Genomic DNA, 26,516 nt, shown 5'->3' with positions numbered 1-26,516 from the left:
ATTTAATGTTTGAGTTTAGTTAAAAATTGTTCTTAAACCAAGTCTGTAATTTTTTAAGCCATGAATCTTTCGGTTCAGAAGCTGCTGCCACAGGCATGTCTGTTTTGTTTTCTTCTTCACAGGCAGACTGTAACAGACCAATAGCAGTAGCATAACGCGGATTGCGAATCCGTTCTGAGACACCGCCCATTTCCTGCGGCACACCAATTCGGGCTGGCAGATTAAATACATCCTCTGCCAGCTCGACCATTCCGGGTAATAATGATGCTCCGCCGGTAAGAACTATGCCTGAAGTCAGCACATCCTCAGGAAAACCGGAACGGCGCAATTCATTCAGTGTCAGTTCCAGAATCTCTTCCACGCGCGGACCAATTACACTTGCCAGTGTCCGACGCGAAATCTGGCGCGGATTACGGTCGCCCACACTGGGCACTTCAATCATATCATCAAGACCGTCCATGGTTGCCAGTGCCACTCCATGATTGATTTTGATGTATTCAGCTGCACTGTGGGGTGTACGCAACGCTTGTGCCAGATCTTTGGTAATCAAATCCCCTGCCACCGGAATAACAGCTGTATGCCTGATAGCTCCATTAGTATATACGGCAATATCTGTCGTGCCGCCGCCGATATCAATAACACAGACACCCAGATCTTTTTCATCTTCAGTCAGTACTGCCTGACCACTGGCCAGTGGCTGTAATATCATTTTATTGATTTGCAAACCACAGCGATTGACACACTTCTGGATATTCTGCATCGCTGTTACAGCACCGGTAATAATATGTATGCGCGTGTCCAGACGAACCCCGCTCATGCCAATGGGTTCACGCACACCCGGCTGATTATCAATAATAAATTCCTGCACTACTGTATGTAAAATATCGTGATCCGGCGGAATATTGACAGCTTTTGCTGTTTCAATTGCACGATCAATATCAGCCTGACTCACCTCTCCGTCCTTGATTTTAACCACACCTTGTGAATTGAAACTGCGAATATGATTACCTGCAATACCGGTTGTTACACAGTCTACCTGTACATCAGCCATCATCTGCGCTTCTTCCATGGCCTGCTTGATTGCTTGTGCAGTGGTTTCAATGTTGGTCACCATACCTGCTTTCAAACCGCGCGACGGGGCCTGTCCTAAACCAACAATGTGGATTTCATTATCTTCCTGAACCTCACCAATAAGAGCGATTACTTTTGAAGTGCCGATATCCAGTGCACTGATGTATTTTTTACCTTTAACCATGGTCATCACTTTAAAATCAAATAATCAATCGGTCTGTCCGGATCAATCCAGATTTGCTTCATACTGATCCGCCACTTCAGATGCATTTACTGTTCTGGTACTTGCAGCTGAATTAGCCTTATTTTTGTACCGTAACGCAAAACCATCCGGATAACGCAAATCTACATAATCGATATTACTGGCCTGTTTCTGTAAAACCTGTGGCCATGCCCAGACAAAATGAGCCAAACGCTGTTCTACCTTTTCCCGCCCCAGTTTCAGGGTAATTCCGTTGCTTAAGGTCAGCTGCCAGGCAGAACGATTACTTAACTGCAACTGCTGAATATGCAGACCTGTTGATTGCAACAAATTTTCGAATGTTAACAAATGTACGGTCATGTAGCGAGCAGAACCGCTGCTTCCAACAAATACCGGCAGCTGCTCATGAATTACTGCATTAAATATCTGTCCGTCAGTATCCACCAGCTGCTGGTCATTCCAGCGTGCAACAGGGTCCCGCTCCCTAATGTCTAACTGTACCGTATCCGGCCAGATTCGTTTTACCTGTACTTTATATACCCAGGGTAGTTTAGCCAGTGCAGATTGTGCCGCACTCACATCCACAGTAAAAATATTACCCTGCAAATATTGTCTGCTGATTTGTTCAATTTCAGCCGACTGCAAATGCTTCAACGGATGTATTACCTGAATTTGCCGGACCGGAAAATATGGCGAATGCACCAGCCACGATCCGCCTGCTGCCAGCAGGCAGAACAATACACATACATATAACCACCGATAAAGCCGTTTTAAGGCTTGTGCATTATCCCAAAGTCGCATGACTTAAAATTTCAACACACAAATCTTCAAAACTCAAGCCAATTTCACGTGCAGCTTTAGGCACCAGACTGTGTCCGGTCATACCGGGTACAGTATTAACTTCCAGAATATAGATTGTACCGTCCGCATCACGCAGAAAATCTACTCGCCCCCAGCCCCGACCACCCAATGCTTTAAAAGCACGGGCTGTCAAATCACGCATATACTGCTCATCCGCCGGTGTCAGATCAGCCGGACACAGATACTCGGTATCATCGCGATGGTATTTAGCTTCATAATCATAAAACTCCGTTGCCGGTACGATGCGAATACTGGGCAATACCTGTTCACCAAGAATACCACATGTATATTCACCACCTTCGATTGCCCGTTCAGCCAGAATTTCACCATGGTATTGTTTCAGTTGCTGATAAACTTGTGCCAGCTCACCAACCTGCCTGATTTTCACCACACCCACACTACTGCCTTCTGCTGCAGGTTTAACAAATAAAGGTAAACCCAGTTCTTCTTCTACTGCAGCAAAATCACTATCATCATGCAGCACAATAAATGGTACGCAAGGCAAACCAACTCCCTGCCAGACCAGACGACTACGGAATTTATCCATACCCAGCGCACTGGCCGCAACACCACAACCGGTGTAAGGAATACCAAATGCTTCCAATGCCCCCTGTACGACTCCGTCCTCTCCATAAGAGCCATGCAGAATATTAAAAGCCCGGTCAAAGCCGGCACTGACCAGTTCAGACAATGACCGCTCAGACGGATCAAATGCATGTGCATCTATACCACGGCTTTTCAATGCAGTAAGAATTGATGCACCACTAGCCAGTGAAACTTTACGCTCACTGGAGAAACCGCCCATCAGTACGGCAACTTTACCAAAATCACTCATTGTTTGTCATTAATCCTGTTTTTCTTTTAATAAGAACAGTATGTAAAATAATTAAACTGCAGTCATTATACTGCAGCAGACATTCCGGTAAGCATGGCAGGTACTTTGTTAATACTGCCGGCACCCATATTGAGCAAAACATCACCATCTTGCAAGACATTTAATAACGTGGGCGCCATTTCGTCTACGTTTGCCACATAAATCGGCTCAACTTTACCCAGCACTCTGATCGCACGCATTAATGCCTTACTGTCAGCCGCCACAATCGGGTCTTCACCAGCAGAATATACTTCCGTTAAAACCACGCCATCAGCTTTACTCAAAACCTGAACAAAATCTTCAAACAAGTCCCGTGTACGTGTATAGCGGTGTGGCTGGAATGCTACGACCAGACGACGCTGAGGGTAGGCACCTCGTGCAGCAGCTATAGTTGCAGACATTTCAACAGGATGATGACCATAGTCATCAATCAGTAACGCTTCGCCACCATTCGGTAATGCAATCTCACCGTACTGCTGAAAACGGCGACCCACACCTGCAAAACTTTCCAGCCCAAGCTGAATTGCTGGTACTGAGACACCAATCTCCAGGGCAATCCCGATAACAGCCAGTGCATTCAGAACATTATGCCGCCCTGGCATATTGACCGTCACACTAAATGGTTTTATGCCTTTTTTACGCGTATGGACATCAAAATGCATTTGTGCACCATCGGCAACAATATTAGTTGCATATAAATCAGCATTTTCATCCAGACCATAGGTAACAAAAGGTTTCTGAATCAACGGTAAAATCTGACGCACATGCTCACTGTCAATACATAGAAAGGCTTTGCCGTAAAACGGCATGCGGTGCACAAAATCCACAAACGCCTGATGTAGTTTTTCTACATCATGATCATATGTATCCATATGATCGGTATCAATATTGGTAACAACCGTAAATAATGGTGTCAGATACAGAAACGAAGCATCTGATTCATCTGCTTCAGCAACAATATATTCACCTTTACCCAGCTTGGCATTGGTTCCGGCTGCAGTTAACCGACCACCAATAACAAAAGTCGGATCCAGCCCCGCTGCTGCCAGTACTGAAGCAGTTAAACTGGTTGTTGTGGTTTTACCATGTGTACCGGCAATGGCAATACCGCGACCAAAGCGCATGATTTCAGCCAGCATCATGGCTCGCGGAATTACCGGAATTTTTTGTTCTTGCGCCGCTACCACTTCCGGATTATCTTTTTTAACGGCTGTTGATGTCACTACTACATCTGCACCAGTAATATTTTCAGCACTGTGTCCAGAACAAATATGCACTCCGATTGCCCGTAAATGCCGGGTTGCGGCATTATCAGCCAAATCAGATCCACTTATCTGATAACCTTCATTATGTAAAACTTCTGCAATACCGCACATACCGGTTCCGCCAATCCCTACAAAATGAATATGGCGGATACGGTCTTTCATGTTTTCTTTCATACTTTATAACTTTTCCTGCCAGTCTGAATTGTGATTGATAGCTCGAGTCTGAACAATTCATCCGGCTCAATCAAAATTTAACGGATACTCGCCAGCGCTGCTGCCGCAACCTTAGCCGCACTGTCAGGCTGAGCCAGCGCACGTGCTTTAATCGCTATGTCTAAACAGCGTTCGCGCGATAAATCGGCCAGCGTAGTCATTAATGTCTGCGTATTCAGATTCGTCTGCGGTAATAATATTGCCGCACCATCTTTAACCATAAACTGTGCATTAGCTGTCTGATGGTCATCTACCGCATGCGGATAAGGCACCAGAATTGCCCCGACTCCGGCAGCGGTTAATTCAGCAATTGTTAGTGCACCGGCCCGGCAAATCACCAAATCGGCGTTACGATAGGCTGATACCATATCTGTGATAAATTCAACACATTGCGCCTCTACTGCGCACTGAGCATAATTCTGCTCTAACTGTGCCAGTTTATTTCGTCCGGACTGATGCAGCAGTCGCGGACGCTGTTCAGCCGGTAACAAAGCCACAGCCTGCGGCACAATCTGATTTAATACATCAGCGCCCAGACTTCCGCCAACTACCAGAATATTCAGCTCACCATTTCTACCGTTAAAGCGCTGTTGCGGTGGTGGTAATGCAGCAATATCAGCACGTACTGGATTACCTACCAGTCCGTTTTCATTTGCAAATACTTGTGGAAATGCATACATTACCTGATTGGCAAAACGAGCCAGCACTTTATTAGATAAACCTGCAATCGCATTCTGTTCATGGATAATCAAGGGTAAACCGCATAGTTTTGCAGCTATACCACCCGGAAAAGTAACAAAACCACCAAAACCAATGACAGCATCTACCTGATGCCTGCGAATAATTTGATGTGCTGCCGCAATGGTATTTAATAAGGTAAAAGGTAGCATTAGCTTACGCTTTAGCCCGTTACCGCGTATTCCTTTGATTGCCAGGGTTTCCAGTGGTATGTCGTACTGCGGAACCAGACGGGTTTCCATCGCCCCGTCACTACCCAGCCAGATAATACGATGACCCTGTGCCTGTAATGCCTGAGCAACTGCAAGCGCAGGAAAAATATGACCGCCTGTTCCGCCAGCCATGACCATGAAAGTTTTTACACTCATTATTTTCCCGTCAAAACTATCAGAGTTCTGTGATTATTTATACTTTGAATCCACGCATCACACGCCGGTTCTCATAATCCACTCGCAACAGCAAACCCACACTGATTAAAATAATCATAACAGCTGAACCACCATATGACAGTAAAGGCAGAGTCAGCCCTTTAGTCGGTAACAGGCCAATATTCACACCAATATTAAAAAAGCTTTGAATACCCAGCCAGATACCAATACCCTTGGCGACGAAAGAACCATAAAACAACTCTAAATCTCGAGCCTGTTTACCAATGGAAAAAGCACGGACTACCAGCCAGATATAACAAAACATTAATACCAGAATACCGACAAAACCGAATTCTTCTCCAATGACCGCAAGAATGAAATCCGTATGAGCCTCAGGTAAATAAAAACGTTTTTCCAGACTGGCTCCCAGTCCGACACCAAACCAGCCGCCGCGCCCGATTGCCATTAATGAATGCGTAAGCTGATAACCTTTACCCAGGGGATCTGCCCACGGATCAAGAAAACCGGCTACACGTGCCATACGGTAAGGCTCAAACAGCACCAGCATAACCATGGCCAGCAAACCAAAACCTACTACAGCCATAAACCAGCGAAACGGTAAACCAGCCAGAAAAAGCAAGCCTACCGCAATAACAGAAACCACTACAAATGAACCAAAGTCCGGTTCCAGCATAATCAGCCCGAGACCAAGTCCTACCGGAATACCTGCAAACCAGACTTTTTTGAATTCTTTCAAGATTTCAGCACGTCTGGTAAAAAAACTGGATAAATACAAAATTATCGCCAGTTTAAAAACTTCGGTAGGCTGGATATTAACCATCCCTACATTAATCCAACGTTTGGCACCGTTAATTTCTCTACCCATTACCAGCACCAGAATCAACAGCACGATACTGAGCAGCAACACCAGTGGTGTCAGCTTTTTCCATGTTCGCAAAGGAATACGTGCAGCCACACAACCAAGTACGCCGCCGCACAATAGAAAAATAGCCTGACGAATCAGATAAAAATAAGTACTGCCGCCATCATGCTTTGCATACGCAACTGAGGCCGAGTAAACCATGATCAGACTGAAGCTGGCCATCAATACCACCATCCATAACAGTGACTGATCAAAAGTATATCCGCGTCGCAATAGCTTGCGATCCAGCAGACGTGATTCAGTAATCATGCTGCGCTACCCTGCAATTGACGGACGCTGGCAATAAATACCTCACTGCGATGTGCATAACCCTTAAACATATCATAGCTGGCACAAGCCGGACTAAGCAGCACAATATCTCCCGGATGAGCCAGTTCAAAAGCACGTTCAGTAGCGTGCGGCAAATCGTCATAGTACTCTACCGGATAGGAGGCTTGTCCGAGAACTGCACCAAGCTGATGACCATCCACACCAATCAGTAAAACTGCACGTGCCTTATCCTGTAATGCAGCCTGCAACGGAGTAAAATCCTGACCTTTACCCTGTCCGCCCGCAATCAGCACAATAGGTTTATCCAACCCGAGCAATGCAGCACAGGTAGCACCAACATTAGTACCTTTGGAATCATCAATAAATGTCACACCTTTCACTTCGGCTACTTTTTCCACACGATGCGGTAAACCTTTGAAAGTGGGCACATATTGAAGCAATTGTGCACGCGGCAAGCCAATGGCTTCACATAAAGCAAATGCAGCCAAAACATTGGCCGCATTATGTGTACCCTGTAAAGACAGAGCATCACAAGCCAGCAATGGTTCATTACCGGCACACAGCATATCTTTATTCAACCAGAAATCAGTATTATGCTGTAAAGAAAACCATTTCACCGGCCGGTTATTCCGTACCATAGCACGACAAAAAACATCATCGGCATTTAACACTTGTATGGCCTGGCCACGAAAAATCCGGTCTTTGCTATGCGCATAATCCAGAAAATCATCATAGCGATCCAGATGGTCTTCTGATACATTCAGTACTGTGGCAGCAGTCGCATTCAGGCAGGGGGTAGTCTCCAGCTGAAAACTCGATAATTCCAGAACCCAGACATCTGCTGCTTTACCTGCGCGCTCCAGATAGGCTTCCAGTACTGGGGTACCAATATTACCTGCCACCACTGTATCAAGTCCGCATCGCGCACATAAAAAACCCACCAGACTGGTAGTAGTGGTTTTACCGTTTGAACCGGTAATTGCAATAATTTTACTGTTACTGCTTTCAAGTAAATCAGCCAGAATAGCCACATCACCCAGTACGACACCGCCGGCACGTTTAAAATCAACAATAGCAGGCTGACGTTGACTGATTCCCGGGCTTAAAGCCAGAATATCAAACTGGTGCTGTTCAAACACTGTTGCCAGCTCTCCGGTATATACGGCAACCTGATGACGCTCAGTTAAAGACTGCAATTGTTCTGTATTAGGCTGGGCATCATAAATAGCTACATCAGCACCTGCCTGAGCTAAAAACTCCAGCATTGAAATTCCGGTATGCCCCAGCCCTGCAACTAAAACCTTTTGATTACGCCAGTCAATCATGGTTAAGTCCTACATTAAATTTAACCCAAATGTATATCGTCTGATCCTGCTTATCTGACTACTAACGGATTTTCAGGGAAGCTAAACCAACCAGTACCAGAATCATGGTAATAATCCAGAAACGTACTACAACCTGAGTTTCTTTCCAGCCTTTTTGTTCAAAATGATGATGAATCGGTGCCATCAGAAAAATACGTTTACGCCGTAATTTATATGAACCTACCTGAAGCATGACAGACATTGCCTCAACAACAAATAAGCCGCCCATAATTACCAGTACAATTTCCTGACGCACAATCACAGCTATCGTACCCAAAGCTGCACCTAAAGCCAGTGCACCAACATCTCCCATAAATACCTGTGCCGGATAAGCATTAAACCACAGGAATCCCAGGCAAGAACCACAAATAGCGGCGCAGAAAATCATAACTTCATTCGCACCGGGGACATGCGGCAGCTGCAGATAATGAGCAAATTCAGCATGACCGCTGACATAAGCAAAAATTGACAGACCAGCAGCAACCAGCACAATAGGAAAAGCAGCCAGTCCGTCCAGTCCGTCAGTCAGATTTACTGCATTAGAAGTACCAACAATGACAAAATACGTGAGAATAACAAAACCAATGCCACCCAGCGGGTAAGTAATTTCCTTGAAAAAAGGTACAATAAAAGTATTTGTAGAGCTTAAGTGTGCCACATAAAACAACACCAGACCGGCTACCAGAGCCACTACAGACTGCCAGATCATTTTAAATCTGGCTGAAACCCCGTGCGGATCTTTGTAAACTACCTTTTTCCAGTCATCATAAAAACCCAGAGCTCCGGTACTCAACATAACCAGCAAAAGTATCCAGATATAAATGTTGGCCAGATTAGCCCATAATAATGTTGTAACAGTGATAGCCAGTAAAATAAGTGTACCGCCCATAGTTGGTGTACCGGTTTTCACCAGATGGGTTTTTGGTCCGTCATCGCGAACAGCCTGCCCTACTTTGAGCTGAGTTAATTTGCGAATCATCCACGGACCGAATGCCAGACTCAGCCCCATGGAAGTCAGTGCCGCCATTACGGCACGAAAAGTAGTATATTGAAATAAATGGAAACCATTTATCCAATAGTGAAAAATTTCTGCTAACCACAACAGCATGGTTGTTTTCCCTTGTCACAGCCAAAGCCATAACCGTTATTAAATAATTTATTACCATATGAATGATGCATAATCATCCAGATAGCCTGAGCCGGATAAAAACGGCTATTTTAAGTCGTTCAGCACTACTTGACGAGAGTTAGCAATAATTTATTTCTGTGTTATTGCTTGTACTACATCTTCCATATGCATAAACCTTGAACCTTTTACCAGAATGGTAGCTGTCTGCTGATCCCATGCACGTAAATCATCAATTAGTTTGTTTCGATCCGTATAAAATGCATCTGGTACACCATAAGCTTCTGCTGCAAACCGCGCTTCGTCACCAATAAAAAATGCCGCATCAATACCACGTGCCCGTATATAAGCACCTACCTCTGCATGCAGAGCAGAAGCATTATTGCCCAGCTCACCAATAGCACCCATCACAATAATTCGTGGCGCAGGAAAAGCTGCCAGAACATCGATAGCTGCCTTAAATGCATCTGGGTTAGCATTATAAGTGTCATCAATTACCAGAGCGCCATGCACACTGCGCTTTTGTTGCAATCTGCCTTTAGCATTCTCAAATGAATTCAGTCCCTGTAATGCCGCTAAGGGCAAACCGGCACCCAGAGCAAGTGCACAGGCGGCCACAGCATTATGTACCATATGCAATCCCGGAACCGGTATTTGTAAATTAACCACCCCTTGCGGGCTGCACAAATCAAAACAGATACTTAATGGCTGCAGTACAATATTGCTGGCATATACATCACCCTGTTCTGAACCAAAGCGGACACATTGCTTACCTTGCAAAGCTGAAATATAAATATCTGACTGACCATCATCAGTAGGAACAAAACCAGTTCCATTTGCATTCAGCCCCTGATAAATTTCACTTTTAGCGCGGGCAATATCAGCAACATCTGAAAAGCCGCAGCCGATATGAGCACGCAGTGCGTTATTAACCAGAGCATAGTCCGGTTTGGTCAGGCCGGTTAAATAACTCAGTTCACCGGTATGATTCATACCCATTTCAATCACAGCATAGCAATGCTGCGGCTTTAACTGTAATAATGTCAGCGGTAAACCAATATGATTATTAAAGTTACCGGCAGTAGCCAGAACCGCACTAGTACCTGCATGATGCCGCAAAATTGTAGCCAGCATTTCTTTTACCGTGGTTTTACCTGCTGAACCGGTAATACCAAACACTTGCAATGCCGGATTAACCTGCATTCGCCATGCCTGTGCCAGCTCTCCCAACGCTTTTTCTGTGTCTGCAACTACCAGACATTTCGCCTTATTTTGCCAGTCTGAGCGACTGACAATACACAACTGAGCTCCCTGAGCGAGCACTTCATCAACAAAATCATGACCATCAAAGCGTTCACCCTTAATGGCTACAAATACATCACCCGGCTGAATCTGACGACTATCAATAACTACCCGTGTGACCGGCTGATTATTATCAGGTAACACTTGTCCAAAAGTCTGATAAATAAAATTAAGATCTAAATTTGACATATTATTAAGCAATTACAAAACTTTAGACTCGCTGTTGCAAAGCTGACCGTGCTATTTCAAAGTCTGAAAAATGCTGCTTCTGACCACCGATATCCTGATAGGTTTCATGACCTTTTCCTGCAATAAGAACAATATCGTCAACTGCTGCATGATTTACAGCATAATTAATCGCAGCTTTGCGGTCTGCTTCTACTAGCACCGGTTCAGCAACAGCGGGCAAAATATCGTTAATAATTGCCTGCGGATTTTCTGTACGCGGATTATCGCTGGTTACGACAACATAATCCGCTCCTGCAGCGGCTGCGGCTCCCATTAATGGTCTTTTACCTGCATCACGGTCTCCGCCACAGCCAAAAACACACCACAAATGCGCTCCGTCAGGTTTAATTTCCTGCAAAGTCGATAATGCTTTTTCCAGTGCATCCGGTGTATGAGCATAATCAACCACCACTAGCGGCTGATTACTTCCCATCAGACAATCCATACGTCCGGTAGCAGGATTAATCTGCGGCCAGACAGCAATTACCTCATTAAAAGTAAAACCATTAGCACACAATACACCTATACAGGCTGCCAGATTCTGAGCATTAAACCGACCCAGTAAACGTGTATGTACTACTTCGTTTCCCCACGGCGTACGCAAATGCACCTGCATACCACTTGCTGAAGCGTGAAATTGACTAATATGAATATCTGCATCAGCATGAAAACCATAAGCCAGTACAGTTAACTGCGGACAATCACGGCATAAATCCTGCCATAACCGATAGCCGAACTCATCATCAATATTAATAATGGCGTGTTTCAGCCCCTGCCAGTAAAACAATGAAGCCTTGCAATCACCGTAACTTTGCATGCTATGATGATAATCCAGATGATCCCGAGTCAGATTGGTAAAAACAGCACTGGTAAAAGGGACACCAACGACACGGCTCTGATCCAGACCATGGCTGGACACTTCCATGGCTACGGCTGCAGCATTATTTTCAGCAAAATCACGTAACCATGTCTGATTGGATACCGCATCCATAGTAGTATTGGTAGTATCATGCAGCTGTTGCCAGTATCCATTCCCTACCGTACCCATAATGGCACATTTTTTGCCAAGAATATCGGAAGCCTGCGCCAGCCATTGTGACACTGACGTTTTACCATTAGTTCCGGTCACTCCCCAGACACTCAACTTTCTGCCCGGATAGTCATAGCAGGCAGCAGCCACCAGTCCGGCACGCTGACGTAAATCTTTTACAGCCTCATTCGCTACTTTCCAGCCGGTCTGCCATACAAACTGACCATCATCATCCCAGAAAACAAATTCTGCACCATTATCAATAGCAGCCTGTATAAAATCACGGCCATCACTATACTCACCCTGACAGGCTACAAATACATCTCCGGGCTGTACCTTTCTGCTATCCACCCGCAGTGTACGGCCGGCAATCAGCCGGCTTGTTTCAGCACTTAAATGATATTCAGGCAAAATTTTTTTCAGGGAAAACATAATACTGTCGATTCAAACATTTTTATCGGGTACAAACAGACAGACAATCTGTGCAAACACAGATTGTCTTCAGATTAATGCGTTTCAGAATGTGGCGCGGATTTTACCGGTCTGCTCGGAGAAACACCAAGTACATTCAGAGTACCAACCATTACATCATGGAATACCGGACCGGCAACCGGCCCCCCGTAATAACCGTTAGTAGTAGGATTCTGAATATTGACTGCCACAATAACTCGCGGATTGTCTGCCGGTGCAAAGCCGATAAATGTAGCCATATGCTTGGAATCAGAATAGTGTCCGTCTACCAGCATTCGCGCAGTACCTGTTTTAGCGGCTACATCATACCCGTCAATTGCCCCCTGCAAACCGGTACCACCGGGCTGCGTTACAGCAATCATCATATGGCGTACCGCCTTTGCAGTCTTTGGCTGGATAATCTGCTCACCCTGCGGGGCACTGTTCAGCTTAAGAAAACTCACTGGCAGTAACGCACCGTCATTGGTAAAGATAGTATATGCCCGTGCCAGCTGGAGCAGACTCATCTGTATACCATAACCAAAAGACATAGTAGCCTGCTCAATCGGCCGCCAGTTATGCCAGTCACGTACTACTCCCGGTGTTTCACCCGGAAAACCGGAATGCATCCGGTGTCCGAAACCGACAGAAGTATACATGTTGTACATTTCTTCGGGCGTAAACATTGCAGAAATTTTACTTGTACCGACATTAGATGATTTCTGAATAATGCCGCCCACATCCAGATAAGGATAATTATGCGTGTCCCGTACTGTTGCTGGTCCGATTTTATACGGTAAAGTATTAAAACCGCTGCCTGGTTTGATTTTTCCGCTATCCAGCCCTTTAGCAATGGTAAACGGCTTCATCGCACTACCCGGTTCAATCATATCAGTTACCGCACGGTTACGGCGTGCATCACTATCGGTAGCACCCGGATTATTAGGGTCATATCCCGGTGAATTTACCAGAGCAAGAATTTCACCGGTTTTACCATCCAGAACCACAACTGAACCGGCTGACGCAGTGTGATACTGCATTGCTTTATTTAACGATTCATATGCAATTGACTGAATCCGCTGATCCAGAGACAGCACCATATCCGTACCATTCTGAGGAAGACGGTTACGCGGAGAATCCAGACTATCAACAATATTACCTTTATTGTCGCGCAAAACAACTTTAGCACCATCAATACCATGCAGACTGTCTTCACGCGATAATTCCAGTCCTTCCTGCCCCTTACCATCAATATTAGTAAAACCGATAATATGGGAAAAAATCGGTCCCATCGGATAATGGCGTTTACTTTCATGCTGAAAGGCAAGACCTTTAATATTCAGCGCAGCAACTTTTTCTGCAATCTCCGGCGACAATTGTCTTTTCAGATAAATAAAGTCTTTATTACGGCTAAGGCGGCTTTTAATGGTTGCCGCCGGTACATCAATTAATACAGATAATTGTTGAATCTGAGTATCTGTCGGCATCTGCTCCATGGCAGAGGGCACTGCATATAAAGAATCTGCGGGTGCACTGATGGCCAGTGCGGCTCCGTTGCGGTCAGTAATTGTGCCACGGGTAGCAGTAAGCGGCAGAGTACGGACAAAACGCTGATCACCCTGCTCTTTCAGAAATTCATGTTTCTCAGTCTGCAAGTAGATACCACGTCCGATTAGCATAGCAAAAGCTATAGCCAGAGCACCTAATACCAATACAATCCGCCCGTTAGTGGTTACAGGCTTAGCCTGTTTTACCTCACGGGGCAGCATGCGTGGCTTATAATCGTTTTTAATTAACATAGTAGTTTGTTCCACTGCCGGAAATACTGCCTGAAGCAGTACTCCATTAATCCCTGACCCTTCACTTCATTACTTAACCGGGCGCGGCGCAGCCAGCATCTGCGTTTCAGCCAATGACGGCGAATGCAGATTCTGCCGGGCTGAAGCATCCTGAATCAACTGATGATTAGATAGCTTTGCCTGCGCTAACTTTAAGCGACTAAAGTCTTCGTTCAAAAGACTTTCCCCTTTTTGCGCTTTATCCAGCGCAATAAAAAACTGACGCGAACGATCCTGTACTGTTACAACAGCAAAAGCTGAAGCCAGTACTAATATAAGCAAAATAATGTTGATTTTATTCATAATTAATCAACTATTAGTCTTTATTTAATAGCTACGTTCTGCTACCCGTAATACCGCTGAACGGGCTCGCGGATTAACTTCAATTTCTGCCGGAGCTGGTTTTTGCGCCTTGCCTATCAGGCGCAACGGCGGCTGCTCACGTTCTGCTTCTTTAACTACTGCCCAGCGTGGTAAAGGAGCCGGCTTGCTGTGCTGCTGCATAAATCTTTTTACAATCCGGTCTTCCAGTGAATGAAATGAAATCACCGCCATCCGTCCGCCGGCAACCAGACATTCCATCACTTGCGGCAGTACCACAGTTATTTCTTCCAGTTCACGGTTAATAAAGATGCGAATGGCCTGGAAGGTACGTGTGGCCGGATCCTGTCCGCGTTCACGAGTACGGACGACCTGTGCGACGAGGCGCGCCAGCTGGCCGGTTGTGGTAATCGGGCTTTGTTCCCGCTGCGCCACAATTGTCCGTGCAATCTGGCGACTAAACCGCTCTTCACCATAATTTTTAATTACCTCGTGTATATCCTGCTCTTCTGCCACAGCCAGCCATTGGGCTGCTGACTGTCCGCGCGTAGTATCCATACGCATATCCAGCGGTGCATCAAAGCGGAAGCTGAAACCGCGACCTGCATCATCAATCTGAGGAGAGGAAATACCCAGATCAAATAAGGCGCCATTTATCTGGCTGATACCCAGCTGTTGTAACGACCGCTTTAATGCAGAAAAACCTTCGTGTACAACCAGTACCCGTGCATCCTGCCTTGCCAGTTCCTGTGCTACAGCAATCGCCTGCGGATCCTTATCAAAAACAACCAGCCGCCCGTCTTTCCCGAGCTGAGACAGAATCAAACGCGAATGACCGCCACGGCCAAAAGTTCCGTCAACATACACGCCGGCCGGCTGTACCTGTAAACCGGCAACTGCTTCATTCAGTAAAACGGTAACATGACCGCCATTATTTATCTGTTCACTCATAATTGCAGTTGAGTCTTACCCAACTCTGCCGCCAGCATATCTTCATCCATATCCAGTGCAGCATTATTCTGTTCTTCCCATAGCGCCCTGCCCCACACTTCAATGCGGTTGGCACGACCCACAACATAAACTTCACGTTCAAAATTCACCAGACGGCGCAAATGTGCCGGTAGCAATACTCTGCCGGCACTGTCTAAATCCAAAGTATCCGCATTATGCAACAGTAAATTCTGATAAGCCTGCAATACTCTGTTGCCTGCCACAGGAAGCTGTAACAGCTGAGCTTCCACACTGCGCCATGATGACTCGGGATACAGTAACAAATGTGTACGCTTTTCCAGTGTGGCAACCAGTACCGGAGTGAAATGACGCGCCAGCAAATCACGAAACTTGGCCGGAATCGCCAGTCGTCCTTTACTGTCTATACTTAATTCATACGCGCCGCCAAACACTGTTCAGCTCCTATTCAATATAACGGGATTATCCCCCACTTCGCCACACCTTTACACACTTATTCACACTATAAGGCAATTTTGCATACAGGGTCAATGTAATCCAGTCAAATTCCGAAGCCGAATAAAAGCAATCTAAAATACAAAAATATATTTAAATCAAATCATTATTTTACTAATCATCCAATCCAGTCCCTATGTGCCTTTTCAGATACTTGACCAGGGTCAACATAAGCCAAAATCAGCGTTTATAATGACCATCTTCTTTACAATTTCCATCATCTATCCTATGGATAATTTACCCACTCCTGAAAAAGCCGCATTAATCAGTTCGCAGAAATTGTCTGAACTTATTCAGCAGAAAATCCGGCAGCAAAATAACTGGCTTTCTTTTGCCGACTACATGCAAATGGCACTGTATACACCTGACTATGGTTATTACACCGGCGGAGCACAAAAATTCGGTCGTGATGGCGACTTTATTACTGCACCTGTTCTGACTCCTTTGTTCGGGCAGACGCTGGCGCATCAATTAGATGCACTATTGCCACAAACAGCAGGCAATATTTATGAATTCGGTGCAGGAACCGGTCATCTGGCAGCATCTGTATTACCAGCTCTGCACAGCCAGCACTTTCAGCACTATTACATTATTGAACTTTCTGCAGAACTGGCGCAGCGTCAGAGAGAATATATTCAGACTCATGCACCTGATCAGATACATAAAGTTACACACCTGACTAAGTTACCTGAACAGTTTGACGGTATCCTGATAGGAAACGAAGTTCTGGATGCCATGCCTGTTCCGGTCTATCTCCGTCAGGCAAATCTGATAACAGAAATGGGCGTTAGCTGGCTGGATAACCAGTTTATCTGGCAGGATAAACCTGCTAGCAGCGCAGCAATACAACAGGTCATGGAAACTTTCCCTGATACAGCAGAACCTTATCAGTCTGAGCTGCATCCACAACAATATGCCTTTGTAGCAACACTGGCACAAAAGCTGAAACGCGGAGCAATGATATGGATTGATTATGGTTTTGACGCAGCACAGTATTATCATGTTCAGCGCCGTCAGGGTACGTTAATCGGCCACTACCGGCATCATACCGTCCATGATCCGTTCTTTTATCCCGGACTCACTGACTTAACCGCTCATGTTAATTTCACCCGTATTGCTGATGCCGGCATTGATAATCATCTGGACTTAATTGGTTATACCAATCAGGCAACATTTCTGCTTAATCTGGGTATAACCGAATTACTCGCAAAAACCGGCAAACCGGAAGAAAATGCATACATTCAGACTGCTTCAGCCTGTCATACCCTGCTGGATGCACATGAAATGGGCGAGTTATTTAAAGTCATCGCGTTTGGAAAAGATATTGACGTAGACTGGCAGGGATTCATATATGGGGATTTGTGTCACAAATTATAGATAATTTAAATTACAAATAAGTTTTATTTGTAAGTAAATAATAATTAATTATGTTTATCAAACAAGATATTATTATATGATGAACTTGATGAAATATCTGCTGATAGCAGGCTGTATCTGCCTGTCGGATATCATTCAGAGAACTGGATAAGAAGTAATAAATCAATAAAAATAATCTGAATATTGTTTTTATACATTACTTACTGCACCCAATCAGGAATCAGATAATCAAAAGGAACAATCAATGTCATTATTATTATCTCCTATAACCATTGGTAATTTAAATCTGAAAAACCGGGTAGTTATGGCACCAATGTGCATGTATGAAGTAAAAAAGGAAGACGGCATCGTTACACCTTTTCATTTTGCACATTATGGCGCACGTGCCATTGCCAATGTCGGTCTGATTATTATAGAAGCCACTGCCGTACAGCCGGACGGACGGATTACCAAACACGATTTAGGTTTATGGGATGATAGTCAGACAGAAAAATTCTCTCAGCTGGTTGATTCACTACATTATCTGAACAGCAAAGTAGGTGTGCAGCTGGCACATGCCGGACGTAAAGCTTCAGATGCATTGCAGCCGGTTGCACCCAGTGCTATTCCTTTTAATAGCAGCTCGAAAACGCCAAAAGCATTGACTAAACCGGAAATCACACAAATCAAAGAAGATTTTATCGCTGCAGCCAGACGAGCCCGGCAAGCCGGTGTGGATGTAATTGAAATCCATGCTGCACATGGTTATTTAATCAGTGAATTTCTTTCACCGCTGAGCAATCAGCGTACCGATGAATATGGCGGTTCTTTAGTGAATCGTTATCGTTTGCTGCACGAAATTACTCTCGAAATGCGTGCAGTATTTTCCGGTTCATTATGGGTACGCATGTCTCTATCCGACTATGATAAAACCGGTCAGCAAAACAGTATTGCCGACTGGCAGGAAATATGTCAGTGGCTAGAACGTGACGGCATAGATGTTATCGATGTATCCACCGGAGGTGTTATGGATTACGCTCCGGATATCCCGGTGCATGGCGGTTATCAGACACCTTTTGCGACTGCCATGAAGCAAGTAGTCAATATTCCGGTAGCGACCGTTGGCCTGCTTGACAGCCCTGATCTGGCTGAATATATTTTACAAACCGGTCAGGCAGATTTGATTATGGAAGGAAGGGTGTTATTACGTAATACCAACTGGTTAACCGAAGCAGCCCAGCTGCTGCATGATCATAATTATCAGCCTTTTAATAACTCTTATCAGCGCGGACTAATTAAATAAAAATTTTTATTAACCGGCAAACAAACAGGCCAGACTTTCACGTCCGGCCTGTGTTAATTAGTCAATATTATTCCGTCTCTGTTGCCACCTGCACTGATTGCGGCTGCAGGCAGGCCAGATATTCTGGCTGCATCTGTACCAGAAATCCACGCTTACCCCCATTAATATAAATCAGTGGCAAAGAATAAATACTTTTTTCAACATACACCGGTAATCCGGCCTTGTTGCCAAAAGGACTGGTTCCACCAACCAGATAACCAGTCCATTTATTAGCCTGCTGCGGGCTGGCTGGTTCTATATGCTTCATACCCAGTTCACGTGCCAGCTGACGGGTAGATATATGCCGGTCGCCATGCATCAGCACAATCAAACCTTGCTTATGCTCATTTTGCAGCACAATGGTTTTAATCACTGCATGCTCGTCTACGCCCAGCGCTAATGCTGACTGTGCTGTTCCGCCATGCTCGACATAAGCATACTCACGCGGTTCAAACGGTATCTGGTGAGCACGCAAAAAACGGATAGCAGGAGTAACCGGAAATTTACTTTTACTCATCAATTATTCTCATCAACTCAGGCAAAGATAACGGATTATTATTTTACTACTTAGTGAAAAATGATGGTTATCATATAGCGATATCTCGATAGATTCAGAAGATTGTATTGATATAAAAAGGTATTGCTTATATTCTTTTGCTGTCTGTTTTTTTTTCAGTCCAGTATTGCCCGGCCACAAAATAAATTCTTGCATTAACAGATAACATTGTAGCTCAGGCTATTTTCACAAGAACCAGTATATGGGTATAGAATTTTATGAGTATTAAATTTTACGAGAGCGGTAACCGCCTGGCAGAAGCCACCATTGTTAACGGCCTGATATTTCTTGCAGGACAAGTTCCGACTAATGAAGATGCCGACATCACAGCGCAAACTGCCAATGTTCTGGCACAGATAGATACTATTCTGGAAGCATGTGGCAGTGATAAGCAGCATATTTGTGAAGCTGTAATTTACCTGAGCAATATGCAGGAATATGAAGGCATGAATCAGGCATGGGATAACTGGGTTACACCGGGAAGAGCGCCGGCACGAGCCTGTATACAGGCTGCTCTGGCTAACCCAGACTGGAAAGTAGAAATCAAACTAACAGCTGTACAAAAAGAAATCCTTTAAAGCACTGAACCCGCGTTAAACGCGGGTTCAGTAATTGCTGATTCAGTACAGCTTAGCTGCGATAATCGGCATTAATCGTCACATACTCTCTGGATAAATCACAAGTGTAAATCTTTGCCCGTGCTTCCGCACGTGCCAGATCAATGGTTACTGTAATTTCATTCTGTGCCATTACCTGCTGACCAGCCTCTTCTGTATAGCTGGCAGCCCGTCCTCCATTTTCTGCCACCAGCACTTCACCCAGATATACCTTAATTGCTGCCACATCCAAATCAGCAATACCTGCATAACCGATTGCGCATAAAATACGCCCCAGATTCGGGTCACTGGCATAAAAAGCTGTTTTTACCAATGGTGAACGGGCAACAGCATAGCCTACCTGTCTGGCCTCTGCTTCAGTCAGAGCATTGCGTACATCAATAGTAATAAACTTGGTTGCACCCTCACCGTCACGTACAATCGCCTGTGCCAGTTCCAGTGCCAGATCAGCCAGTACAGTTTTGACTGCTAAGTAATCCTTTCCGGCTACTGACTCTATCCGCCCCAGCTGAGACTTACCAGTGGCTACCACCACAAAACTGTCATTGGTAGAAGTATCTCCGTCAACAGTAATCGCATTAAAAGATGTGGCTGCCACTTCAGCTACCATTTGCTGCAATAATGGCTGGGCTATAGCCGCATCAGTAAACACAAATCCGAGCATAGTAGCCATATTTGGATGAATCATGCCGGAACCTTTGGCAATACCGGTGAAACGTACTTTATGCCCGTCAATATAAACCGTACGGCTGGCCATTTTAGGAACAGTATCCGTAGTCATAATGGCAGCAGCAGCCCGCGGCCAGTGTACAACTTTCACTTTCGGCAAAGCAGCCACAATTTTATCTACCGGCAAGGGTTCGAGAATCACACCGGTAGAAAACGGTAAAACCTCTGATGCACTGCAACCAATCTGCTGTGCAACCCTGTCACATATCAACTGCGCATCATCCAGCCCTTGTTTGCCTGTACCGGCATTGGCATTACCTGTATTGATTACCAGTGCACGCACTCCGGCGTCTGTAGCCAGATGCTGTTTAGCAATCCGCACCGGTGCAGCACAAAAACGGTTTTGGGTAAATACAGCGCCAATGCTGTTTATCCCGTTAAGCACAATAAGCGTTAAATCATCGTGTTCCGGTTTTTTGATTCCGGCCTGTCCGACAAATACCTGCACGCCGTCAATGGCTAAAATCTGCTCATCACCAGGCACGGACAAATTAACTGCCATTACTATTCTCCTTTAATCAATATATCAGCTTATTTTTTTCAGCAACAGAAAGTGCTCATCATTATTCTGGCTGAAATTTGCGTTTAGTCAGCACGCGCCAGATAAACATCACATAACCGGACAAACTATAGAGCAGGAAAAAGGCAAACAGTACTACTGATGGTTCCCATGTCACTACCAGTAAGCCAATAACAGCCAGAATCATTACAAAAAAAGGTACTTTACGATAAGCATTGATTTCCTTGAATGACCAGAAAGGTATCTGAACCACCATGGATAAACCGCCAAACAGAGTAATAATCAGGCACAGCCAGTCTACATGAGGTAAACCCTGAAAAGTATGGCTTACCCAGATTAAGCCGATTACCAGTGCAGCTGCCGTCGGGCTGGGAATTCCGATAAACCATTTCTTACTTACTTTACCAATCAGAGTATTGAACAATGCCAGCCGCAAGGCCGCACAGGCACAATAAATAAATGCTACCGAGTAACCAATTTTACCAAAATGAAATAACTGCCATTTATACGCAATCAAGGCAGGTGCCACCCCGAAACTTACCATATCAGCCAGACTGTCGAGCTGTTCACCAAAAGCACTCTGACTGTTAGTTAAACGGGCAACCCGACCGTCCATGCCATCCAGCAGCATAGAAATAAATACCGCAATTGCTGCAACTTCATAATGACCATGCATCGACTGAGTAATGGCATAAAAAGCGGCAAACAGTGCCGCCAGTGTAAATGCATTAGGCAACAAATAAATACTGTTATCACGCAGCCGGCGGCGCCGGTTCGGACGATGGGGGCGATTTGGTTTAATTACATCATTTTTTTCTTGAGTCATATTCAGCTAAATCCTCAACAGGCAATATTAATACTCATCCTGTTTATTATGTTGTGCATATTTCATACCTGCCATTTCTATCATAGCTGTACGTAAATCATCCAGTCCGCTGCCATCCTGTACCGATATATAAACAGCCTGCGGACGTCCATGTATATCACGCACAATTCCCTGCATTCTTTGTTCAGCAGACAATTTATCAATTTTATTATAAATAATCAGCTGCGGTATGTTTTCTGCATCAATTTCCTGTAATACCGTATTCACAGCATCTATTTGCCGCTCAAATTCCGGATGGGTAATATCCACCACATGCAGAAGTACATCAGCCAGCGCAGTTTCTTCCAGTGTCGCCGCAAAAGCAGCTACCAGTCCGTGCGGTAAATCGCGAATAAAACCGACTGTATCGGATAATAAAACACTGGTCTGGTCATTCAGATACAAACGGCGCACTGTATTATCCAGGGTGGCAAACAGCTGGTCTTCTGCCATGACCTGAGCTTTGGTTAAACGGTTAAACAGACTGGATTTGCCTACATTGGTATAGCCCACCAGCGCAAAGGCCGGCAGTGTACCCTGATACCGACTTTTACGCTGAGTTGCCCGCTGCCGGCGCACCTGCTGCAATTGCTGGCGCAGACGGGTAATTTTCTGCCTGATCAGACGGCGGTCAGTTTCCAGACGTGTCTCACCCGGGCCGCGTAAACCAATACCGCCTCTCTGGCTCTGCAAATGACCATAACCACGCACCAGCCGGCTGGATAAATGAACCAGCTGAGCCAGCTCCACCTGCAAGCGCCCCTCCTGACTTTGTGCACGGCGGGCAAATATAGCGAGAATCAGGCCAACCCGATCCAATACCCGGCACTGGAGCAGTCTTTCAAGATTACGCTCCTGCGTAGGCGTCAGCGCATGGTTAAAGACCACCAGATCAATTCCGGCTTCAGCTACTGTTTGTGCCAGTTCTTCTGCTTTGCCTTTACCCACAAACAATGCACTGTCCGGCTGCTGACGTTTACACGGAACAACTTCCACTAAATCTGCTCCGGTAGCACGTACCAGTTCCTCAGCTTCAGCCAGTGCCGACTCAAACAATACTGTCCGGCGCCCGGCAGCAACCGGAAAATCCTTATCCAGCAATACCCCTACCAGCAGCACCCGTTCTGGCTGCTGCTCAGATAAATTGGTCTTATCGAATCTGCTCATCATTTACCGGTTTGAACGACAACAGGCTGCCTGACCTTATAAAGGGCAAACAGCCTGTATAACAATTAATAGCCTTTATTCCTGAGACAGTACATGCCGTGCGGCAGCTGCTGCCCGGTTAGCAGCTTCTGTGACCAGATCTGCATGCTCTTCAGTATTACTTTGCGGTTCAGCACTGATATCAGGAGCCTGCAATGGCAAAGTTGCCAGTACTGTACTACTGGCACTGACCTTATCACCAATAGCCACCAGCGCAGTAGCATCTTCCGGCAAATAAACATCTACCCGCGAACCAAAGCGGATAAAACCATAGCGATCACCGCGATGTAATAAATCATGCGCATTTACGTAGCACAAAATACGCCGTGCTACCAGACCTGCAACCTGTACAAATGTTACCGGCCGGCCGGTTTTGGTTACCGCAAGGACTGCATTACGTTCATTTTGTGCACTGGCTTTATCCAGCGCAGCGTTCAGGAAACTGCCTTTAAAATAATCTACACGTTCCACTTTGCCATCAATAGGGCTGCGGTTAGAATGTACATTGAATACATTCATAAATACACTGATTTTAAGAGCATTCACACCACGGTACGGATCGGTAGTTTTTTCCACAACCACAATACGTCCGTCTGCCGGACTCAGCACATCTTCAGGATTTGCAGGAATATCACGGGCAGGATCACGAAAAAACTGCACCACAAATGCTGTCAGCACCCATAAAGGCAGCGACCACCATCCGCACCAGAAAAAAGTTAATATGCTCAGCACCAGGCTACCAATAATAAACGGCCAGCCTTCCTTAGCAATCAAAGGATAAGGATACACACGCGACACAAGGCTACTCCTTTACAGATGAGATACTGCGGATGAACCGCGAGCTAAAACAATGACAAAATTATAACCCGAAATCCGTACCTTAAAGCACCGCATATAACTATAAGCAGATTTCAGCATAAGAACAATATAAAAACAGTACAATTATTAACCAAAGACCAGCTGAACCATAACGGTTACCATCTCAGCACCGCAAGCTGATATCCGACAACTTTACATTGAAAACACAGTTAAATTTTATTTAAAAAGAAAAACTGCCAGCATCACCAGAGCAATTACCGCCAGCCAGAAATTCTGCTGCCGCTGCGTACGCAGCAGATGAATATAGGCATCACGCCATTCAAGCTGACGCTTTTCATCTACAAGAGCATTAAGCTTACGCGGCAGTGCAGGCAGCATTTGCGCCCAGTCCGGTGCTTCCTGCTTTAGCGTTTTCCATAGCGCTTTCAGACCAATCTGGTTATGCATCCAGCGGGTGAGAAACGGTTTGGCAGTTGCCCATAAATCCAGCTGAGGATCCAGCTGTCTTCCCAGCCCCTCTATATTAAGTAATGTTTTTTGCAGCAGCACCAACTGCGGCTGAATTTCTACATTAAAACGACGACTGGTTTCAAACAACCGCATCAGCACCATACCAAAAGAAATTTCTGCCAGCGGTTTATTGAAAATCGGTTCACATACAGCACGCACCGCTGCTTCCAGCTCCTCCACCCGCGTATCTGCCGGTACCCAGCCTGATTCCACATGCGCAGTAGCCACCCGATGATAATCACGATTGAAAAACGCCAGAAAATTAATTGCCAGATAGCGCTTATCATAATCTGTTAACGTGCCGACAATACCAAAATCCAGTGCAATATACCTGCCGTCATCTGCAACCATAATATTGCCCGGATGCATATCCGCATGGAAAAAACCGTTGTCAAATACCTGAGTAAAGAATATTTCTACCCCATAGCGTGCCAGCTGGTGCAAATCTATATTCTTTTCACGCAACTTATCGGTACTGGCAACCGGAGTACCGTCCATCCATTCAATTGTCAGCACCCGACGCGCACAATAATTATAGTAAACAGCCGGAATAATCAGCATAGTGCTTTTACTGAACTGCCGCCCGAGCAGGCTGGCATTTGCGGCTTCCCGCATCAGATCAAGCTCATCATGCAGATAATTCTTAAACTCTGCGACTACTTCGCGTGGTTTTAAGCGTTTGCCATCTGCAAACAGCCATTCTACCCAGCGCGCTCCTACAGCCATCAGAGCTAAATCCTGATCAATAACCGGCGCGATGTCCGGACGAAGAACTTTTACTGCAACCTTTTGACCGATACCACCGACCTCATTGAATAAATAGGCTTCATGAACCTGAGCGATAGACGCACTGGCTACCGGCTGCGGATTAAAGCGGGCGTAAATTTCCGCCAGCGGCCTGCCCAGCTCAGTTTCAATCACCCGGATTGCCACATCACTGGCAAACGGCGGCACCCTGTCCTGCAGCAAGGCCAGCTCACGCGCGTAATCAGCAGGGATTATATCCGGCCGGGTGGATAATACCTGACCAAATTTAACAAAAATCGGCCCCAGACTTTCCAAAGCCAGACGCAACCGTACCGCTGCATCCAGCTGCCGGTATTTGCGTCCGCGCGGCAGTAAACGTATCAGCCTTTGCAGCCATGACGGATGTACATGCTGCTGAACCAGATCCAGCAGACCATATACATACACCGTATGGATAATTACCCAAATTCGTTTAGGCCAACACCACATGCACGCAGCTCCGGTTTATCCGAATAAAACGACTATTGTACGGGATTTTAACCACCTTTACCGAGCAATCGCTGCGCACAGCGGCATCACACTGTTTTAGCATTCTTTTCAGTCAGCTGTATTGCACCATCAACCTTACCCGGCATAAAGACATAAGCGCGACCGAAGCCGGTTACAAGGCGAGCCTTTTCCAGTTGCAGACGAAACAGCATGAAATCCGGCAATTCAGACAGCACATCTACTGTATTGCCCAGTTTTGTTTTCATTGCCTGTAAAGCGGCAATGCCATCAGCTGTGTTTTTTTCAATTACCGTAACCGATACCGTATAATTCAGCCGGGCACGGGCAAAAATATTGCGTGCCGAAGTTTCATCTTCAATCAGCATCACACTGGCCTGCTCCTGTTGCTGCAAATTCTGTGTATGCGGAGCCAGACCGGATAGTAAGATATACAGACAACCATCATATTCAGCAAAAGGCGCATAGCTTGCCTGAGGGGTACCATCCTGTGCTACCGTAGCCAGAACCAGAGAATTTAATTGCTGTAAACGTGTTACAGCAGCCTGAAGCTCAGCGACATTCTGTTGCTCACTCATACACTCATTCCTGTATCAGATTAACAATAACCAAAATTAATGATAATAATTTCCATCTGAAAATTCAAATTCCATTTGACCGTCATACCATTATTTATCATCGGCAAGGCATCATTATCAAACATACCGGGCACAGAAAAAAAAGATGAACACAAATAAATCACTAAATCAGAATGCCATTAAAATCAATAAAATCGGTAATGATTTACCTGTATCAGAGTATTAATAACAATATA

General features: G+C 45.4%; 24 protein-coding genes. 3 read left to right on the top strand and 21 right to left on the bottom strand.

Features of this window, described 5'->3' with window-relative positions; genetic code table 11:
* Nucleotides 1-19 precede the first annotated feature (19 nt).
* From ftsA to mraZ, 14 genes are all read right to left on the bottom strand, one after another.
* Complete coding sequence (gene ftsA, locus H3U73_RS01305) at nt 20-1,255, bottom strand: cell division protein FtsA (protein ID WP_025331233.1); 1,236 nt, start codon at nt 1,253-1,255, stop codon at nt 20-22.
* Nucleotides 1,256-1,297: 42 nt separating this feature from the next.
* Nucleotides 1,298-2,074, bottom strand: a complete 777-nt coding sequence (locus H3U73_RS01300) for a cell division protein FtsQ/DivIB (protein ID WP_198189872.1) — start codon at nt 2,072-2,074, stop codon at nt 1,298-1,300.
* On the bottom strand, nt 2,058-2,969 hold the full coding sequence (locus H3U73_RS01295; protein ID WP_198189870.1) for a D-alanine--D-alanine ligase: 912 nt from the start codon (nt 2,967-2,969) through the stop codon (nt 2,058-2,060). The genes H3U73_RS01300 and H3U73_RS01295 overlap by 17 nt, the downstream gene beginning before the upstream one ends.
* A 65-nt stretch (nt 2,970-3,034) precedes the next feature.
* On the bottom strand, nt 3,035-4,447 hold the full coding sequence (gene murC / locus H3U73_RS01290; RefSeq protein ID WP_232336187.1) for a UDP-N-acetylmuramate--L-alanine ligase: 1,413 nt from the start codon (nt 4,445-4,447) through the stop codon (nt 3,035-3,037).
* A 77-nt stretch (nt 4,448-4,524) separates the two neighbouring features.
* The gene (gene murG, locus H3U73_RS01285; protein ID WP_198189868.1) at nt 4,525-5,592 is read right to left on the bottom strand and encodes an undecaprenyldiphospho-muramoylpentapeptide beta-N-acetylglucosaminyltransferase; all 1,068 of its coding nucleotides are present in this window, start codon (nt 5,590-5,592) and stop codon (nt 4,525-4,527) included.
* Between the two features lie 37 nt (nt 5,593-5,629).
* A complete protein-coding gene (ftsW, locus tag H3U73_RS01280) occupies nt 5,630-6,784 on the bottom strand; it encodes a putative lipid II flippase FtsW (RefSeq protein WP_025331238.1) in 1,155 nt (384 codons plus the stop codon).
* Nucleotides 6,781-8,127 (bottom strand): UDP-N-acetylmuramoyl-L-alanine--D-glutamate ligase, encoded by a 1,347-nt coding sequence (gene murD / locus H3U73_RS01275; RefSeq protein WP_198190324.1) that lies wholly within the window; start codon nt 8,125-8,127, stop codon nt 6,781-6,783. The genes ftsW and murD overlap by 4 nt, the downstream gene beginning before the upstream one ends.
* 64 nt (nt 8,128-8,191) lie before the next feature.
* On the bottom strand, nt 8,192-9,277 hold the full coding sequence (gene mraY / locus H3U73_RS01270) for a phospho-N-acetylmuramoyl-pentapeptide-transferase (RefSeq protein WP_025331240.1): 1,086 nt from the start codon (nt 9,275-9,277) through the stop codon (nt 8,192-8,194).
* A gap of 150 nt (nt 9,278-9,427) precedes the next feature.
* Nucleotides 9,428-10,786, bottom strand: coding sequence for a UDP-N-acetylmuramoyl-tripeptide--D-alanyl-D-alanine ligase (gene murF, locus H3U73_RS01265; protein WP_198189866.1), 1,359 nt, complete (start codon nt 10,784-10,786; stop codon nt 9,428-9,430).
* Nucleotides 10,787-10,808: 22 nt separating this feature from the next.
* The gene (locus H3U73_RS01260; RefSeq protein ID WP_198189864.1) at nt 10,809-12,287 is read right to left on the bottom strand and encodes a UDP-N-acetylmuramoyl-L-alanyl-D-glutamate--2,6-diaminopimelate ligase; all 1,479 of its coding nucleotides are present in this window, start codon (nt 12,285-12,287) and stop codon (nt 10,809-10,811) included.
* A gap of 74 nt (nt 12,288-12,361) precedes the next feature.
* Entirely contained in the window at nt 12,362-14,104 is a 1,743-nt protein-coding gene (locus tag H3U73_RS01255) for a penicillin-binding protein 2 (RefSeq protein ID WP_198189862.1), read from the bottom strand.
* Nucleotides 14,105-14,173: 69 nt separating this feature from the next.
* Nucleotides 14,174-14,446 carry a cell division protein FtsL gene (ftsL, locus tag H3U73_RS01250; RefSeq protein ID WP_041878843.1) on the bottom strand — a complete coding sequence of 91 codons (273 nt, stop codon included), beginning with the start codon at nt 14,444-14,446 and terminating at the stop codon, nt 14,174-14,176.
* A gap of 24 nt (nt 14,447-14,470) precedes the next feature.
* Entirely contained in the window at nt 14,471-15,415 is a 945-nt protein-coding gene (gene rsmH / locus H3U73_RS01245) for a 16S rRNA (cytosine(1402)-N(4))-methyltransferase RsmH (protein ID WP_198189860.1), read from the bottom strand.
* A complete protein-coding gene (gene mraZ, locus H3U73_RS01240; RefSeq protein WP_025331245.1) occupies nt 15,412-15,867 on the bottom strand; it encodes a division/cell wall cluster transcriptional repressor MraZ in 456 nt (151 codons plus the stop codon). The genes rsmH and mraZ overlap by 4 nt, the downstream gene beginning before the upstream one ends.
* Nucleotides 15,868-16,120: 253 nt before the next feature.
* On the opposite strand from mraZ, the gene H3U73_RS01235 reads away from it, so the two are divergent.
* A complete protein-coding gene (locus tag H3U73_RS01235; protein WP_370570138.1) occupies nt 16,121-17,305 on the top strand; it encodes a class I SAM-dependent methyltransferase in 1,185 nt (394 codons plus the stop codon).
* Nucleotides 17,306-17,549: 244 nt separating this feature from the next.
* On the top strand, nt 17,550-18,587 hold the full coding sequence (locus H3U73_RS01230) for an NADH:flavin oxidoreductase/NADH oxidase (RefSeq protein WP_198189858.1): 1,038 nt from the start codon (nt 17,550-17,552) through the stop codon (nt 18,585-18,587).
* Nucleotides 18,588-18,654: 67 nt separating this feature from the next.
* Here H3U73_RS01230 and ybaK read toward each other — a convergent pair whose 3' ends face one another.
* Complete coding sequence (ybaK, locus tag H3U73_RS01225; protein WP_025331248.1) at nt 18,655-19,143, bottom strand: Cys-tRNA(Pro) deacylase; 489 nt, start codon at nt 19,141-19,143, stop codon at nt 18,655-18,657.
* Between the two features lie 257 nt (nt 19,144-19,400).
* On the opposite strand from ybaK, the gene H3U73_RS01220 reads away from it, so the two are divergent.
* Nucleotides 19,401-19,760 carry a RidA family protein gene (locus H3U73_RS01220; RefSeq protein WP_037391759.1) on the top strand — a complete coding sequence of 120 codons (360 nt, stop codon included), beginning with the start codon at nt 19,401-19,403 and terminating at the stop codon, nt 19,758-19,760.
* Nucleotides 19,761-19,812: 52 nt separating this feature from the next.
* Here H3U73_RS01220 and argJ read toward each other — a convergent pair whose 3' ends face one another.
* The 6 genes from argJ to H3U73_RS01190 form a co-directional block, all read right to left on the bottom strand.
* The gene (gene argJ / locus H3U73_RS01215) at nt 19,813-21,030 is read right to left on the bottom strand and encodes a bifunctional glutamate N-acetyltransferase/amino-acid acetyltransferase ArgJ (protein ID WP_198189856.1); all 1,218 of its coding nucleotides are present in this window, start codon (nt 21,028-21,030) and stop codon (nt 19,813-19,815) included.
* 61 nt (nt 21,031-21,091) lie between these two features.
* Complete coding sequence (gene pssA, locus H3U73_RS01210) at nt 21,092-21,874, bottom strand: CDP-diacylglycerol--serine O-phosphatidyltransferase (RefSeq protein WP_041878862.1); 783 nt, start codon at nt 21,872-21,874, stop codon at nt 21,092-21,094.
* A 27-nt stretch (nt 21,875-21,901) separates the two neighbouring features.
* Nucleotides 21,902-23,080, bottom strand: a complete 1,179-nt coding sequence (hflX, locus tag H3U73_RS01205) for a GTPase HflX (RefSeq protein WP_174832084.1) — start codon at nt 23,078-23,080, stop codon at nt 21,902-21,904.
* A 75-nt stretch (nt 23,081-23,155) separates the two neighbouring features.
* Entirely contained in the window at nt 23,156-23,917 is a 762-nt protein-coding gene (locus H3U73_RS01200) for a phosphatidylserine decarboxylase (RefSeq protein WP_041878867.1), read from the bottom strand.
* 237 nt (nt 23,918-24,154) lie between these two features.
* Nucleotides 24,155-25,684, bottom strand: a complete 1,530-nt coding sequence (gene ubiB / locus H3U73_RS01195; protein ID WP_198189854.1) for a ubiquinone biosynthesis regulatory protein kinase UbiB — start codon at nt 25,682-25,684, stop codon at nt 24,155-24,157.
* 86 nt (nt 25,685-25,770) lie between these two features.
* Complete coding sequence (locus tag H3U73_RS01190) at nt 25,771-26,280, bottom strand: HugZ family protein (RefSeq protein ID WP_037392667.1); 510 nt, start codon at nt 26,278-26,280, stop codon at nt 25,771-25,773.
* Between the last annotated feature and the right edge of the window lie 236 nt (nt 26,281-26,516).

The sequence above is a fragment of the Snodgrassella sp. W8124 genome (genome assembly GCF_016100875.1).
GTDB classification, from domain to species: domain Bacteria; phylum Pseudomonadota; class Gammaproteobacteria; order Burkholderiales; family Neisseriaceae; genus Snodgrassella; species Snodgrassella alvi.
The sequence above is the reverse complement of the archived record's forward strand: the minus strand, read 5'-3'. Positions and strand labels throughout refer to the sequence as shown.